This window comes from Acinetobacter sp. CIP 51.11 (genome assembly GCF_000369665.1).
GTDB classification, from domain to species: Bacteria; Pseudomonadota; Gammaproteobacteria; order Pseudomonadales; family Moraxellaceae; genus Acinetobacter; species Acinetobacter lwoffii_S.
Map to the genome: position 1 here is coordinate 77,370 of NZ_KB850129.1, position 13,525 is coordinate 90,894.

The 13,525-nt window shown below is 44.5% G+C and carries 14 protein-coding genes and 1 pseudogene; 3 read left to right on the top strand and 12 right to left on the bottom strand.

The window, feature by feature from the left end:
• Positions 1-137: 137 nt before the first annotated feature.
• The gene (locus F894_RS04245; protein ID WP_005246201.1) at positions 138-1,205 is read right to left on the bottom strand and encodes a zinc-binding metallopeptidase family protein; all 1,068 of its coding nucleotides are present in this window, start codon (positions 1,203-1,205) and stop codon (positions 138-140) included.
• Between the two features lie 405 nt (positions 1,206-1,610).
• Between F894_RS04245 and F894_RS04250 the strand changes: the two genes are divergently transcribed.
• A complete protein-coding gene (locus F894_RS04250; protein WP_005246209.1) occupies positions 1,611-2,054 on the top strand; it encodes a GNAT family N-acetyltransferase in 444 nt (147 codons plus the stop codon).
• Positions 2,055-2,345: 291 nt separating this feature from the next.
• Positions 2,346-3,218: a SphA family protein gene (locus F894_RS04255; RefSeq protein WP_005246212.1), complete on the top strand. Its 873-nt coding sequence runs from the start codon at positions 2,346-2,348 to the stop codon at positions 3,216-3,218.
• On the opposite strand, the pseudogene F894_RS04260 reads toward F894_RS04255, so the two are convergent.
• From F894_RS04260 to F894_RS15250, 4 genes and pseudogenes are all read right to left on the bottom strand, one after another.
• A pseudogene (locus F894_RS04260) lies at positions 3,199-3,900 on the bottom strand (IS1 family transposase). The gene F894_RS04255 and the pseudogene F894_RS04260 overlap by 20 nt on opposite strands.
• On the bottom strand, positions 3,897-4,907 hold the full coding sequence (locus F894_RS15335; protein WP_005246214.1) for a PAS domain-containing sensor histidine kinase: 1,011 nt from the start codon (positions 4,905-4,907) through the stop codon (positions 3,897-3,899). The pseudogene F894_RS04260 and the gene F894_RS15335 overlap by 4 nt, the downstream one beginning before the upstream one ends.
• Positions 4,904-5,032: a PAS domain S-box protein gene (locus tag F894_RS15340; RefSeq protein ID WP_005246215.1), complete on the bottom strand. Its 129-nt coding sequence runs from the start codon at positions 5,030-5,032 to the stop codon at positions 4,904-4,906. Before F894_RS15340 ends, F894_RS15335 begins: the two co-directional genes overlap by 4 nt.
• Positions 5,033-5,041: 9 nt before the next feature.
• The gene (locus F894_RS15250) at positions 5,042-5,437 is read right to left on the bottom strand and encodes a PAS domain S-box protein (RefSeq protein ID WP_005246216.1); all 396 of its coding nucleotides are present in this window, start codon (positions 5,435-5,437) and stop codon (positions 5,042-5,044) included.
• Between the two features lie 371 nt (positions 5,438-5,808).
• On the opposite strand from F894_RS15250, the gene F894_RS04270 reads away from it, so the two are divergent.
• Positions 5,809-6,696: a DMT family transporter gene (locus F894_RS04270; RefSeq protein WP_005246225.1), complete on the top strand. Its 888-nt coding sequence runs from the start codon at positions 5,809-5,811 to the stop codon at positions 6,694-6,696.
• Positions 6,697-6,770: 74 nt separating this feature from the next.
• Here F894_RS04270 and pcaD read toward each other — a convergent pair whose 3' ends face one another.
• The 7 genes from pcaD to benC form a co-directional block, all read right to left on the bottom strand.
• Positions 6,771-7,550 (bottom strand): 3-oxoadipate enol-lactonase, encoded by a 780-nt coding sequence (pcaD, locus tag F894_RS04275; RefSeq protein WP_005246227.1) that lies wholly within the window; start codon positions 7,548-7,550, stop codon positions 6,771-6,773.
• Between the two features lie 68 nt (positions 7,551-7,618).
• On the bottom strand, positions 7,619-8,824 hold the full coding sequence (gene pcaF, locus F894_RS04280) for a 3-oxoadipyl-CoA thiolase (protein WP_005106866.1): 1,206 nt from the start codon (positions 8,822-8,824) through the stop codon (positions 7,619-7,621).
• A 133-nt stretch (positions 8,825-8,957) separates the two neighbouring features.
• The gene (locus F894_RS04285) at positions 8,958-9,614 is read right to left on the bottom strand and encodes a 3-oxoacid CoA-transferase subunit B (RefSeq protein WP_005246228.1); all 657 of its coding nucleotides are present in this window, start codon (positions 9,612-9,614) and stop codon (positions 8,958-8,960) included.
• A 19-nt stretch (positions 9,615-9,633) separates the two neighbouring features.
• Positions 9,634-10,305 (bottom strand): 3-oxoacid CoA-transferase subunit A, encoded by a 672-nt coding sequence (locus F894_RS04290; protein ID WP_004647044.1) that lies wholly within the window; start codon positions 10,303-10,305, stop codon positions 9,634-9,636.
• 37 nt (positions 10,306-10,342) lie between these two features.
• Positions 10,343-11,563: a benzoate/H(+) symporter BenE gene (gene benE, locus F894_RS04295; RefSeq protein ID WP_004731109.1), complete on the bottom strand. Its 1,221-nt coding sequence runs from the start codon at positions 11,561-11,563 to the stop codon at positions 10,343-10,345.
• A gap of 58 nt (positions 11,564-11,621) precedes the next feature.
• Positions 11,622-12,407 (bottom strand): benzoate diol dehydrogenase BenD, encoded by a 786-nt coding sequence (gene benD, locus F894_RS04300; protein ID WP_005246232.1) that lies wholly within the window; start codon positions 12,405-12,407, stop codon positions 11,622-11,624.
• Positions 12,408-12,431: 24 nt separating this feature from the next.
• Complete coding sequence (gene benC, locus F894_RS04305; RefSeq protein ID WP_005246234.1) at positions 12,432-13,448, bottom strand: benzoate 1,2-dioxygenase electron transfer component BenC; 1,017 nt, start codon at positions 13,446-13,448, stop codon at positions 12,432-12,434.
• Positions 13,449-13,525: the final 77 nt, after the last annotated feature.

Consider the following 13,525-nt stretch of genomic DNA (forward strand, 5'->3'; position numbering starts at 1 on the left):
ACTTTCTGCTCTTGGTTTGCCAGGAGCAGGGATTCTTTAAATCATATTAATTTTTAAAATACACAATAAAATCCATATTTTCAGACTTTGCTGATCCCATTCCATCACTGGTTTTACTATAAAAATTACTTTTTAAATTATTTAAAAACTTTTTCCAGCACATGCCGGTGAATAAATCGTAACTTGTCTTTAACCGCTTCGCTCAGCTTGAACGGGTAGGCATCTTCCAGGCCCATACAACGGTTTAAGGCATTCAGATTAAAGGTCAAGGTAACCCAGTTTTCCAGAATATGTTCAAAATCCTGTCCACCAATCGGGCATTCTTTAAAATCCATGCTGGCCAGATAGCTGCCATTTCCTTCAACACGCATACCACCATAGTAGGCAGTTTCCAGTGTTTCCATCATATGCAGATAGTGCGCCCAGGTTTCTGCCCAGTCTTCCCAGGGATGGGCGGTAGCATAAGCACTGATGTACTTTTCCTGCCAGTTGATTGGCGCGCCTTCATTATAATGGCGTTCAAGTGCCTTGCCATAATCCTGCCGCTCATCGCCAAAATACTGACGGAATTCATCTAGCAATTCCGGATGCATATGTTGCATGAGCGCAAAATAATAATGGCCACTTTCATGACGAAAATGACCCAATAAAGTCCGGTAGTTTTCACCCATATTTACACGTGTAGTTTCACGATAAACAACATCAGCTTCAATTGCATTTAGGGTAATGACACCATTAGCATGACCAATTAAAACAGGCTTATCTTCTTGAGGCAGGAGAAAATCAAATCGCAGACCAAATGGATCATCTTTAGACTTTTTAGGGCGTGGCATCATGTTCATGCGCTGGGCCAAATACAGGAAACGGCGTTTGGCTTCTTCCAGTCGAAACCAGTAAATCAGGTTCTCGGAATTTTCCAGATCAGGAATGACATGGGTAAGCTGACAGGATTCACAAAATTCCTCGTCTTCATCGCTGGGGATCATCCAGTTGCATACCTGATAATTTACATAATTGTGACAGGGTTTATAACTGGCATGTTGGTAGTTCTTGGCGATTGGAACCCATCGCTCAGCACTCTGTTTTTCGAATGCGCATAGCTCTTTTTCCGAAGCGATATAACCGATCGGTGACAGACAGTGATCACAAACTGATTTGTAAAAAAACAGCTGTTGCTTGCAGACGGCACATTCAAAATGTTTCATTAAACTCCCTGTAGGGAAGCGAACGACCTAAAATGTTTATCGATGATGAACACGAAAAAAGGTTCAGAATGCCTACCTAATCTTCTTCCTGATAAAGAAACATCATAAAAATTTCATTGAAAATTCTATATGGATGAATTGTAAATATAGGCTGCTTGATATTAAATAAAACATCAATTGAATCTTTGTTTTAATAAAAAAATTATATTTAAACAAGGTTTTAAATAAAGTGAGTTGCCGTCTTAAAAACACGGACGGACAAGGCCTATTGAAGGATATTACCGAATATTTCGACTGGTTTTTAAATTTAGGGGAAGTCCATTCAAGAACAGCTAAAGCAGCTAACTTTTAATAAAAATAACTTTTTTAATGTATACAACTTAATAAAGAGAAATTTAAAAAAACATGAAAATTAGAAAAGCCAATATTCATGATACTCGTGCCATTGTCGATGTGATTGCACCCTTTGTCGATGCCGTGATCAGTTCGGAAGAAGGTCGCCAGCGCTTTCAGCCTGAGATGATCCAGACCATTTTCGAGCGTCCGGACATTCATTATTTTGTGGCAGAAATCGATCATCAGGTGATAGGCGTCGTGGCTTATATGGAACCTGCACACTTCATGCATTTTTTCCTTAATCAGGCCTATCAGGGGCAGGGTTATGGCCGGCAAATGTGGCGCTTTTTAGAAAGCGAGATCCGCCGTCAAGGCCATTCAAGTATTACGGTAAAATCCAGTCTTTATGCCTTAGATATTTATAAGCGCTTTGGTTTTGTAGAAACCGGAAAATATACGGAAGAACATGGAATCTGTTTTATCCCGATGCAAAAGGATTATCCGGATTTTTAAGAGAAAAATAAAAAAGCTCCCAGATATAACTTTATATTCCAAAAAAATGGTCATTTTCTGACTGTTTTATAGGTGATTTCACCTACAACAATGTGTCATTTACCTAAATTTTCTCCAGACAAACACCTAGAGTACTGCGCAGTTTCAGCTAGCCATCTTCAGATTTTACCTATCTAAACACAGATTCATCCTTATATTTCCCTGCCATGTTTCAGGTCTAGATTAAGTCATGCGCTTGAGGCTTTGAAAGCCCTGCAACTAAAGACTTTGAAGACTAGGGGAAAGCTGTAAATGCTAAGCAAATATCTGAAATCAGTCGTATTGACCACAAGCCTGATCAGCTGTGCACCGTTCACATTTGCAGCTGAAAATGGTGGTAGTGCCTATCCGGATGGGACTGAAAGTTTTCTAGGTGGCGCAATGCCACCACCGGGGGCCTATCTGGTGAGCTACAACCAGTTCTATTCAGCAGATAAATTCAAAAATGATCATCCGGTATTTGATGATTTCAAACTTGATACCTTTGCCACCGTCGCGCGTGGTGTGTATGTCAGTGACAAGACCTTTCTAGGTGCAACGTGGGGTATGCACGCATTTCTGGTCTATGCCAATGCCGACATCACTTTAGGCGGTGGGCAAGATGAAAAAACTGCATTGGGTGATGTGATTATCGATCCATTTCTATTGGGCTGGCATAAAGGCGACTGGCATATCGCAACGGGTGTCGATTTCTATATACCAATCGGTTCATATAACAAAAACCGCCTCGCCAATATCGGGCGTAACTACTACACCATTCAACCGATTGTTTCTGCAACTTATCTGAACCAGCAAGGCATTGAAGTCAGTACCAAGTGGATGTATGACATCAACTTTGAAAATAAAGATACCAGTTATGAGTCGGGTAATGCCTTGCATGTGGATTACATCGTTGCCAAGCACATGGGACCTCTGGCAGTCGGTCTAGGGGGTTATGTGCATCACCAGCTTGAAGGTGACTCCGGTGAAGGAGCCGTACTAGGCGAGTTCAAGGCAAAAGCAGCCAGTATCGGTCCACAGCTGCGTTACCAGTTCCCAAAAGGCGTCGCAGTTGCCGCCAAATACCAGAAAGAATTTGGGTGGTGTTTCAAAAAGTATGCTGGCGTTAAACAAATCCGTTATTAAGGTAAAAGAAAGTCAAATCAAAGGCTTTAAAATGATTTTCGAGCTTTTTAGAAAAGTTGCAACTTCTCCTAAATCCACGCCTGATTCGATGACGAATTCTACAGTTGTTACCTTCAATACCGACGGTAAAAAACTTACCGATCACTTGCTTGCAACATTGAAATGCTGTGATAAAACTATCTCAGTGATCACTCGCAATTCCAGCATATTGAACCCCAAGCTTTTTAAGTCTAGCTTTAAGACGTTGAACCGTTGCTAAATCCCGCTTACCCCAAACATAAGCAACAACTTCTCCAGATTCTCGATGGTAGGCATAAATAAGCCATTGTTTATTTTTCTTATTCCCTACAAAAGTCCAAAGTTCATCGACTTCAAGACATTCGTAGTGGCTTTGTTTAGGCTGAATCTGATAGATCGATTCACTTAAGGTTCGTAATACCTTGCCAATGCTGATACGCTCGACTTCAGCAATATCTCTTACACCGCTTCCTCTGACCATTAAATGTAATATCTTGCCGGTAATACCTGAGTTACATCCTTGATAGCTTAATGCATGATCACCAATAAACTGACGTTTGCAATCTTTGCATTGATGGTTTTGTTTCCCATCTACTTTGATGCCATTTCTCTTTATATTGTTACTTAGACAGGTAGGACATTTGATTTGTAGCGTTATTTTCATACCTCTATTTTATCAAAAGCCATATTGTTTTTTTCAGCATACTTTTTGAAACACCACCAAATACATTTAGCACGCTCCTGTGCAGATAATGAAATATTAAAAATTGCGCCGGATTCACCCTGGCAGACCCATAAATAACCCTGATGGTTTTCAATAATGCTACGCGATAAAGTCAATCCGATACCCATGCTGTCTTTCTTGCTCGAATAAAAAGACTCGAACAGCTGTTCTGGATTTTGTCCTTGCAGTCCCGGACCATTGTCTGCAATGGCAATTCGGGCATGCTGGTTGTGCTGCCAGGTCCGGATATAGATATCACGCTGACCTTCAGAATTACGTTGCAACGCATCTACCGCATTAAAGACTAGATTAATGATGACCTGACTGAACAGGGTTTCATCAGCAGAGATAAAAACTGGTGTCACACTCAGTTCATAATGAATGCTACAGCCTCCCTGATCAGCTTTCAGTCCAATCAGGGGATGCAGGTCCTGAATCAGTTTGTTTAAGGAATGCACCTGAAAATTGGCTTCACCTTTGCGCAAAAAGCTACGCATACTGTGAATAATCTTATTGACGCGTTTAGTTTGATCAAGTGCGGCATTCATGGCATCTAGTGTTTCTGTAGTGTTCGCCAAGCCATTTTGAATGCGGATAATACTGCCACCGACATAATTATTCAGTGCAGCAAGCGGTTGATTCAGTTCATGCGCAAGTGCCGTCGCAAGTTCACCCATGGTTTTGCAGCGTGACATGTGACCTAACTGTCGTTCCCGAGCTCGAGCTATTTCTTCTGCTTCAATCCGTTCGCTAATATCACGATAATTAATCAGGATGCCCTGAATATCCGGATGGTCGAGCAGGTTGCGATAGGTTGCTTCATGGTGCCGCCACTTACCATTATGGTGCAGAATTTTGTAATGCAGCACTCCAATCGACTGTTCAGCCGGTTTTTTAAATAACAGTTGCCGGACTTTGACCCGGTCATCTGGATGAATGATACTCAACACATTTTATTTAAAACAAAGCGGTCACGATAACCTAAAATACGTTGCAGAGAAGGGCTGGCATACAGCAGTTTGCCTTGCAGGTCCAGAATCGCGATGCCATCGCCTGAGTTTTCCAGCAGCATCTTGAAATACTAATCTTTAGACTGCAGCTGATACTGATATTTCTTGATTTCACTAATGTTGCGAACCAAAGCCAGTAGCTTGGGCTGATCCTCAATTTCGACCGTTTTCAGGCAAACTTCCACAGGAATCTGCAGTTGATTCTGTGCCTGAATAATCCATTCAAATGTAATTGCTTCATGGCTGGCATCTTGTTGCACCTTTTTTAAGGCATGGTGAAAATCAAAACCATGGCTATGCGCACTGATTTTTTCTACACTCATGCTAGTTAATTCAGATTTGCTGTAACCGGTCAGGTCTTCAGCTGCTTCATTGACGTCCATGAACTCGACACTGCCGATATCATGCACAAAAATGGCATCACCCGCCTTATCAAAGATGGTTTGATAATAATTTAAACTGGTCATTCTCATTCCTTACCTGAGATAGCATCCGGCGATCTAGTACAGGGGTATTCGTCTTCACTGATGAATACTTGTTGTTATTGAATTCATATTGGAGCAAAGTAAAAAAGAGTTCAATTACACTTCAGGTCTAATTACATACTTTATAAAATAAATACACACTGCACACATCAGCCTAGCAAGATTTGACTAAGCAAGATTAGTACCATTTTCACGTTTTAATATGACTGGCAGATCACATTGTATTTTTCTAGCAGGATTCTTTCCCAATTAAGCCAAACTTTCTGCTATCGGCCAGCATCCTATTTTTAATTAGTCAGCGCTTTTGTTAAGGCATAGAATTATTTCACTTTTGTTGTAATAGCACTCAATAGATGGCATTCAGCTGGATTTTTTTCACTTTAATGGCTGCATTTATGCAGGCTTGGCGTAATGCCTTTCAAAAACAGCTCAGCACCACGGTCGATGTCTGGGGAGTCACCCTGGCACGCTTTATTTTCGGTTTGCCATTCGCTGCGCTTTACCTGAGCAGCCTGTATTATTTCAAGCCAGTTGAAAGTGTGGTTCACTTCACGCCCAAGTTCTGGGTCTATGTAGTGATTGCAGGTTGCAGCCAGATTTTAGCTACGGCACTGATGGTGCAACTGTTCAAGCAAAAAAATTATGCCGTTGGAGTGGGGTTGGCGAAAAGCGAAGCCATTTTAGCCGCCATTATCGGCGTGACCTTTTTAGCGGATCATTTGTCATTCCTGGCGTGGATTGGTGTGGCACTAGGCGGATATGCGGTATTTTTATTGAGTAAAGGCCAACAGGTCAGTGGGTTTTCAGCCAGAACACTGGCTATTGGCATCGGAAGCGGTTTAAGTTTTGCCATTACCTCACTACTGGTACGCGAAGCCAGTTTAGAATTAACCACTTTACCAACCTTGCATCGTGCGGCCTGGGTGTTGTTAATGGTGATCAGTTTTCAGTGCCTGAGTATGCTGCTTTATCTAAGCCTATTCAGCCGCCAGACTTTAGTGGCCATGTGGCAGCGTCTGGGCTTAACTTTTAAAGTGAGTGTGTGCAGTTTTATGGCATCACTAGGCTGGTTTACTGCCATGAGCATGATGAGTGTGCCGGTTGTGAAAACCTTAGGACAAATTGAGATTCTGTTTAGTATGCTGATTTCGGCATATTTCTTTAAAGAAAAACTGGCACGTACCGAGCATTGGGGTCTGGGCTTAGTAGTGATTGCAGCGATTTTAGTGATCTGGGCCTGATGTAGAACCAGTTTTTTAAATCTAAGCATAAAAAAGCCACTGATCAACAGTGGCTTTTTCTTTGCCTCTAGTATTTAAGCTGCAATAAATTTCTGAACTGCCTGATTAAAGGCTTCTGGTTGCTCCACATTGGAAATGTGCGAGGCATTGATTTCAAACAGCTGGCTTTGTGAAATTTCAGCTTGCATGGCTTGACCATCTGCAACTGTCGTCACCGGGTCTTGCTGACCGGCCACAATCAGTACCGGCACTGAAATCGTTTTGATCTGTTCACGTAAATCCGCCTTAGCCAAAGCTTCGCAACAACTTGCATAACCTTCCGGGCTGCCAGCTCTAAGGTCGTTTGAAAGTTCTGCAACTGTCGCTGCGTTGCTCTGGATAAAGGGATCGGTAAACCAGCGTGATGCTGCAGTTGATGCAATCGGAGCCAAGCCTTGTTCACGAACGAGGGCGGCACGTTCCAGCCAGGCTTGTTCCTGACCAATCTTGGCAGCCGTATTGCAGATAATCACGTGGCTAAAACGTTCAGGTTTGTTAATCGCTAACCATTGGCCGGTTAAACCACCCATAGAAATGCCACAGAAAGCGGCTTTCTGGATATTCAGATGATCCAGCAGATTGACCACATCCTGACCTAACTGTTCAAGACTATACGGACCTTGTGGTGCAGAGGAAGCCCCATGACCACGAGTGTCATAACACACAACAAAATAATCTTGCTGGAAAAATTCAATTTGTGGTTGCCACATGCTGAATTTAGTGCCCAATGAGTTAGAAAAAACCAGGGCAGGTTTGCTGGCATCACCAAAGGTCTGGTAATTGATCTGTGCATCGTTGGATGTAAAAGTTGGCATTTTTTAAGTCCTTAATCTTATAAATCCTCCTAAATCCCCCTTTATGAAAGGGGGACTTTGAATGAGGATTAAACGCGTTCAATAATCAAAGCGATGCCTTGACCGACACCAATACACATTGAACATAGAGCGTATTGACCACCAGTCTGTTCCAGTTGGTTCAGTGCTGTAGTTACAAGACGCGCGCCAGATGCACCCAGTGGATGACCTAAGGCAATCGCACCGCCATTTGGATTGACTTTCTCTGAACCGTCTTCGATACCCAAGTCACGCGTACAAGCCAAAGCTTGTGCTGCAAAGGCTTCATTCAGCTCGATCACATCCATCTGCTCTAAAGTCAGACCGGTTTGTGCCAACAGTTTCTTGATGGCCGGTGCAGGACCAAAGCCCATGATACTTGGTTCAACACCAACGACGGTTGAACCAATAATTTTGGCACGTGGTTTTAAACCGTGCTGAGCAACCGCTTCATCAGATGCGATTAATAGGGCAGCCGCACCATCGTTAATACCAGAAGCATTACCTGCTGTAACCGTACCATCAGCTTTGACCACAGGCTTCAGTTTTGCCAGAGCTTCTGCAGTGGTAGATGCACGTGGATGTTCATCAGTATACACAACGATCGGCTCGCCTTTACGCTGCGGAATCACCACAGGAATGATTTCATTTTTATAGAAACCTTTGGCCTGCGCTGCTGCAGTACGTTGCTGGCTGGTCAGGGCAAACTTGTCCTGGTCTTCACGGTTGATGTTGAACTGTTCCGCCAGATTTTCAGCCGTTTGCGGCATGGTTTCTACGCCGTACATTTCTTTCAGTTTCGGATTGATAAAACGCCAGCCCATGGTGGTGTCTTCAATCTTCTGGCTACGGCCATACGCCGTTTCTGACTTGCCCATGACAAATGGCGCGCGCGACATGCTTTCTACACCACCGGCAATAATCAGATGAGCTTCACCGGCTTTAATTGCACGTGCTGCCATCGCCACGGCATCCATTGATGAACCACATAGGCGATTTACGGTCGTCGCTGGTACCTGATAAGGCAAACCTGCAAGCAGAGAAGACATACGACCGACGTTACGGTTGTCTTCACCGGCCTGATTGGCACAGCCATAGATCACGTCATCGACCTGTTCCCAGTTCACACTTGGATTGCGTTCCATCAACGCTTTAATTGGCAGCGCACCTAAGTCATCAGCACGGACAGGCGCGAGGCCACCGGCATAACGACCGAATGGGGTACGGATGGCATCGATAATATATGCGTTTTTCATTGTGTATTTGCTCACATATTTAAAAGAAGAAAACTCCTCCCTTTTTAAAGGGAGGTTGGGAGGGATTTAATGAAGTAGTTTCATTCCTCAAATCCTCCCTAAATCCCTCCTTTAATAAAGGAGGGACTTCCCCTTAATTTGATTGAGTCGCATCAATCAGTTTGGCACCGGTCATTGACTGCAATTCTTCAAATGACAGACCTTCAACTTTCTCAATCACTTTCATACCTTCAGGTGTCACATCAATCACACACAGGTCGGTGTAAATACGATCCACACATTTCAGGCCAGTCGCAGGATAAGACAGTTCAGCCACAATTTTTGGCTCGCCTTTTTTGGTCACGTGATCGGTCGTAATAAAGACTTTCTTCGCGCCAACAGCCAGATCCATGGCACCGCCCACCGCTGGAATTGCATCTGGTGCGCCAGTATGCCAGTTGGCCAGATCGCCATTTTCAGCAACCTGGAAAGCACCCAATACTGCGATATCTAAGTGACCGCCACGCATCATGGCAAATGAATCACCATGATGGAAGAATGAACCGCCTTCAAGTAGGGTGACGAATTCTTTACCGGCATTGATCAGCTCAGGATCGCGGTCTTCTTCAGCAGGAGGAGGACCGAAAGCCAACAGGCCATTTTCAGAATGCAGGAATACGTCTTTATCGCTTGGCAGGTAGCTTGAAATCTTGGTCGGTAAACCAATACCGAGGTTTACATAGGCACCATCAGGAATGTCTTGTGCCACACGTTCAGCGATCTGGTCACGGGTCAGTTTGCTATAGCTCATTATTTATCTCCGATGCCAATTATTGTGCAGGTTTAACTTGAACAACGTGTTGAACAAAAATTCCCGGGGTGATGATGTGTTCCGGATCCAGTGCACCCAGTTCAACCACTTCAGAAACTTGAGCAATCGTCACATCCGCAGCCATCGCCATGATCGGGCCAAAGTTACGCGCAGATTTACGGTAGACCAGATTGCCCCAACGATCGCCTTTAGAAGCTTTAATTAAAGCAAAGTCAGCTTTAATCGGATTTTCCAGGACAAAATCTTTGCCTTCATAGTTCAAGGTTGGTTTGCCTTCAGCCAGCAAGGTACCAAAACCGGTTGGGGTATAGATTGGACCTAAGCCCATACCTGCTGCCTGAATACGGCAAGCCAGATTACCTTGCGGCACCAGTTCCAGTTCAATTTTTCCAGCACGGTAAAGCTCGTCAAATACCCAGGAATCTGACTGACGTGGGAAAGAACAAATAATCTTGCGAACAGCACCAGCTTTAAGCAGTTTCGCCAGACCATAATCGCCATTACCGGCATTGTTGTTGACAATAATCAGGTCTTTAATACCCAATTCGATCAGACCATCAATCAGTTCAGCAGGCTGACCCGCTGTACCGAAACCACCGATCATGATGGTAGAACCGTCCTTGATCTGGGAGAGTGCTTCTTTCAATGATAATGAACTTTTATCTATCATAATCTGGTCCTTACATATCCTAAACTGATGGATGTCTTTAAACTCGTTTTGAATCTGATGCTGTAACCGGAACTGCGTTACGGTTTTTCTGTGACAGCAGAAAATGTGCTACCAGGCCAATGCAAATTCCCCAAAAGACTGAACTCAGTCCCAAGAAATGCATGCCGGAAGCAGTCGCTAAAAAGGTGATAAGCGCTGCATCACGTTGTGACTCTTTGCCCATGGCCACGGAAATGTTGGTGGCAATCGCACCGAGCAATGCCAGTCCTGCCAAAGCCGCAATTAATTCTTTGGGCATTAGGCTAAACAGCATGACAATGCTGCCGGCAAATAAGCCGCCTAAAATATAAAAAAGCCCATTCGCCACGCCGGCGATATAACGCTTTTCTTTCAGCTCGTGCGCGTCTTTGCCTAAACACAAAGCAGCTGTGATTGAGGCCAAGACAATCGTGATACCCCCCACACAGGCCACTGCAAGCGAGGCAATACTGGTTGCACTGATAATCGGCTTGGCGGGCATGTCATAGCCACTGAGTTTGATAATCGCCATTCCCGGTAAAAACTGGCCAGATAGGCTGACCAGAATCAGGGGAAGGGCCAGATTCAGGGTGGAACTCCAGGTCCATTCCGGTGCAATAAATTGCGGAATCGCCAGACTGAAATCTGCCGTGACCGGGTTAATCTTGCCCAGCAGCATGCTTAAAACCACACCGGCAATCAGCACCCAGACCATGGCATAGCGTGGACTAAAACGCTTGGCCAGCAAAAATACCGCCAGCATGCCAAAGACGATATAGGGCATGGTATCGGTCGCGGTGAACAGCCCTAAACCAAACTGCAGTAAAATCCCTGCCATCATCCCGGCAGCCACTTCCTGAGGAATCCAGGACAGTAACTTGTCGAAATAACCGGTGATCCCAATGAAAAAAATCACCACAGCAGAGGTGATATAGGCAGCAACCGCTTCATTGAGTGAAATATCGGGAAACAGCGTGACTAATAAAGCCGTTCCGGGCGCAGACCAGGCGGTGACGACAGGTATTTTGTATTTAATTGATAAAAAGATACCTGCGAGCGCAGCACCAATAGAAATTCCCCAAATCCATGAAATCATCATGTCCGGGGAAACTTGGGCTTGCTGAGCCGCCTGGAAAAAAATGATCAGTGGCCCCGAATAGGAGATCAGGACTGCTAAAAATCCTGCAACAGTGGCTGAAATGGACCAATCATTTTTTAATGTCTGAAACAGGGTGTTCATTGGTGATGTGCCTCCTTGCGTCGAACCATGAGCCTGTTAAAAATCGTGATGATCAGGATTAGCCCTGATCACCACCACCGACCGGTACTACTGTACCTGTCATATAAGATGATTCATCCGAAGCCAAGAATACAATCGCATTCACTTGCTCCTGAATCGTACCGTAGCGACCCATGAACGTACGGTCAATGGTCTGATCAACCACTTGCTGCATCCATTCTTTTTCAGATTCAGTCAGTGGATTGGCATTGCGCGGTACTTTACGTGGTGGTGCTTCAGTGCCACCCGTCGCGATTGCATTGACACGAATGCCATCTTTGGCATGTTCAAAGGCAAGGGAAGCGGTCAGGCCGTTCACACCACCTTTCGATGCCGAATATGGCACACGGTTAATGCCGCGTGTTGCAATAGAAGATACGTTTACAATGGTACCTTTCTGATTTTTAATCATTTCTGGAAGTATTGCACGGCAGCACCACAGTGTCGGGAACAATGAACGGTTCACTTCCTTGATAATTTCCTCTTCAGAAAATTCTTCAAAAGGTTTCATCCAGATCGCGCCACCGACGTTATTGATCAGGGCGTCGATACGGCCATAGGTTTCTAGCGCTTTTTCAACGACTGATTGAGCACCGGAAAACGTTTCCAGATTGGCTTTGACGGTAATCGCATCACCGCCAGTCGCTTCAATTTCAGCCAGAACTTCTTCCACATAAGGGGAAAGGTCAGCCATGACCACTTGAGCACCTTCGCTGGCCACTTGCAGCGCGACACCGCGCCCGATGCCTTGGGCGGCACCAGTCACAATGACAACTTTATTTTCAAATCTTTTTGCACGATTCATTCTATTCTCCGACTCAGTCTGAACTTAGTTTGCAGAGAATTTTTCAAACAGGAAGCTTGCAGGTTTCACGCCTTCAGCATCCAGCCAGCCGCGAACTGCTTCAACCATTGGTACAGGGCCACACAGGTAAACATCTACATCACCGCCATTTAGCCATTCGTTCTCAATATGACCGGTCACATAGCCTTTACGCTCATGTGCAGATTCTGGATTTGCTACTACAGTGCGGTATTCGAACCACGGGAATTTTTCTTGCAGTTCGTTCAGTTTTTCAATCGCCACCAAGTCGAAATCATTGGTCACACCAAATACTAAACGCACTGGATGTTCTGAACCTTTTTCTTCCAGTACTTGTAGCATTGACATGAATGGTGCAATACCTGTACCACCCGCCAGCATCAAGACAGGACGGGTCACAGGGCGCAGATAGAAGCTGCCGAATGGACCGGTAAAGATCATTTTGTCGCCAGCTTGGGCATTGGCACTCAAGAACTCACTCATTTTACCGTTTGGCACGTTACGTACCACAAAGCCGGTTAAACGGTTGCCTGGTTTAGAGCTGAATGAATAAGAACGGGTTTCAGTTGTACCTGGAATACCCACGTTCACATATTGACCCGCAAGGAAGTGAATGTCTGGTTGACCTTCATCTAACTGGATATCAAAGGTAATGGTTGAATCAGACAGGTTTTCGACACGCGCCAGCGCACCCTGGAAAGCATGGATTTCGGTTTTACATACTTCTGAAGAAGCCTGAATCTGGAACACCGCATCTGAAGTTGGCTTACATTGACAAGCTAGAATATAGCCTTCAGCGGCTTCTTCAGGTGTTAGTGCATCTTCAATATAGGTTTCTTCAGGCATGTCAAATGAACCTGATTCACAAAACGCACGACACGTTCCACAAGCACCATCACGGCAGTCCAAAGGAATATTGATCTTTTGACGGTAGGCTGCATCCGACAGTGTTTCACCATCTGAAACAGAAATAAAACGTGTAACGCCATCTTCAAATTGAAGTGCAACATTGTGGTTTGACATGGCTAATATCCTATATAAATCTTTGTAACTGGACCTTTCAGCCAATTTTCCATCTGGCTGAAAGGTTTTACCTGGCT

Bases quoted from the DNA above. Each gene is read 5' to 3' on its own strand.
- F894_RS04285 (WP_005246228.1), bottom strand. From the start codon at position 9,614: ATGAGCTATAGCAAACTGACCCGTGACCAGATCGCTGAACGTGTGGCA.
- F894_RS04270 (WP_005246225.1), top strand. From the start codon at position 5,809: ATGGCATTCAGCTGGATTTTTTTCACTTTAATGGCTGCATTTATGCAG.
- benC (WP_005246234.1), bottom strand. From the start codon at position 13,448: ATGTCAAACCACAATGTTGCACTTCAATTTGAAGATGGCGTTACACGT.
- pcaD (WP_005246227.1), bottom strand. From the start codon at position 7,550: ATGCCAACTTTTACATCCAACGATGCACAGATCAATTACCAGACCTTT.
- benE (WP_004731109.1), bottom strand. From the start codon at position 11,563: ATGAACACCCTGTTTCAGACATTAAAAAATGATTGGTCCATTTCAGCC.
- F894_RS04255 (WP_005246212.1), top strand. From the start codon at position 2,346: ATGCTAAGCAAATATCTGAAATCAGTCGTATTGACCACAAGCCTGATC.
- pcaF (WP_005106866.1), bottom strand. From the start codon at position 8,824: ATGAAAAACGCATATATTATCGATGCCATCCGTACCCCATTCGGTCGT.
- benD (WP_005246232.1), bottom strand. From the start codon at position 12,407: ATGAATCGTGCAAAAAGATTTGAAAATAAAGTTGTCATTGTGACTGGT.
- F894_RS15340 (WP_005246215.1), bottom strand. From the start codon at position 5,032: ATGCTGCTGGAAAACTCAGGCGATGGCATCGCGATTCTGGACCTGCAA.
- F894_RS04245 (WP_005246201.1), bottom strand. From the start codon at position 1,205: ATGAAACATTTTGAATGTGCCGTCTGCAAGCAACAGCTGTTTTTTTAC.
- F894_RS15250 (WP_005246216.1), bottom strand. From the start codon at position 5,437: ATGACCAGTTTAAATTATTATCAAACCATCTTTGATAAGGCGGGTGAT.
- F894_RS04250 (WP_005246209.1), top strand. From the start codon at position 1,611: ATGAAAATTAGAAAAGCCAATATTCATGATACTCGTGCCATTGTCGAT.
- F894_RS04290 (WP_004647044.1), bottom strand. From the start codon at position 10,305: ATGATAGATAAAAGTTCATTATCATTGAAAGAAGCACTCTCCCAGATC.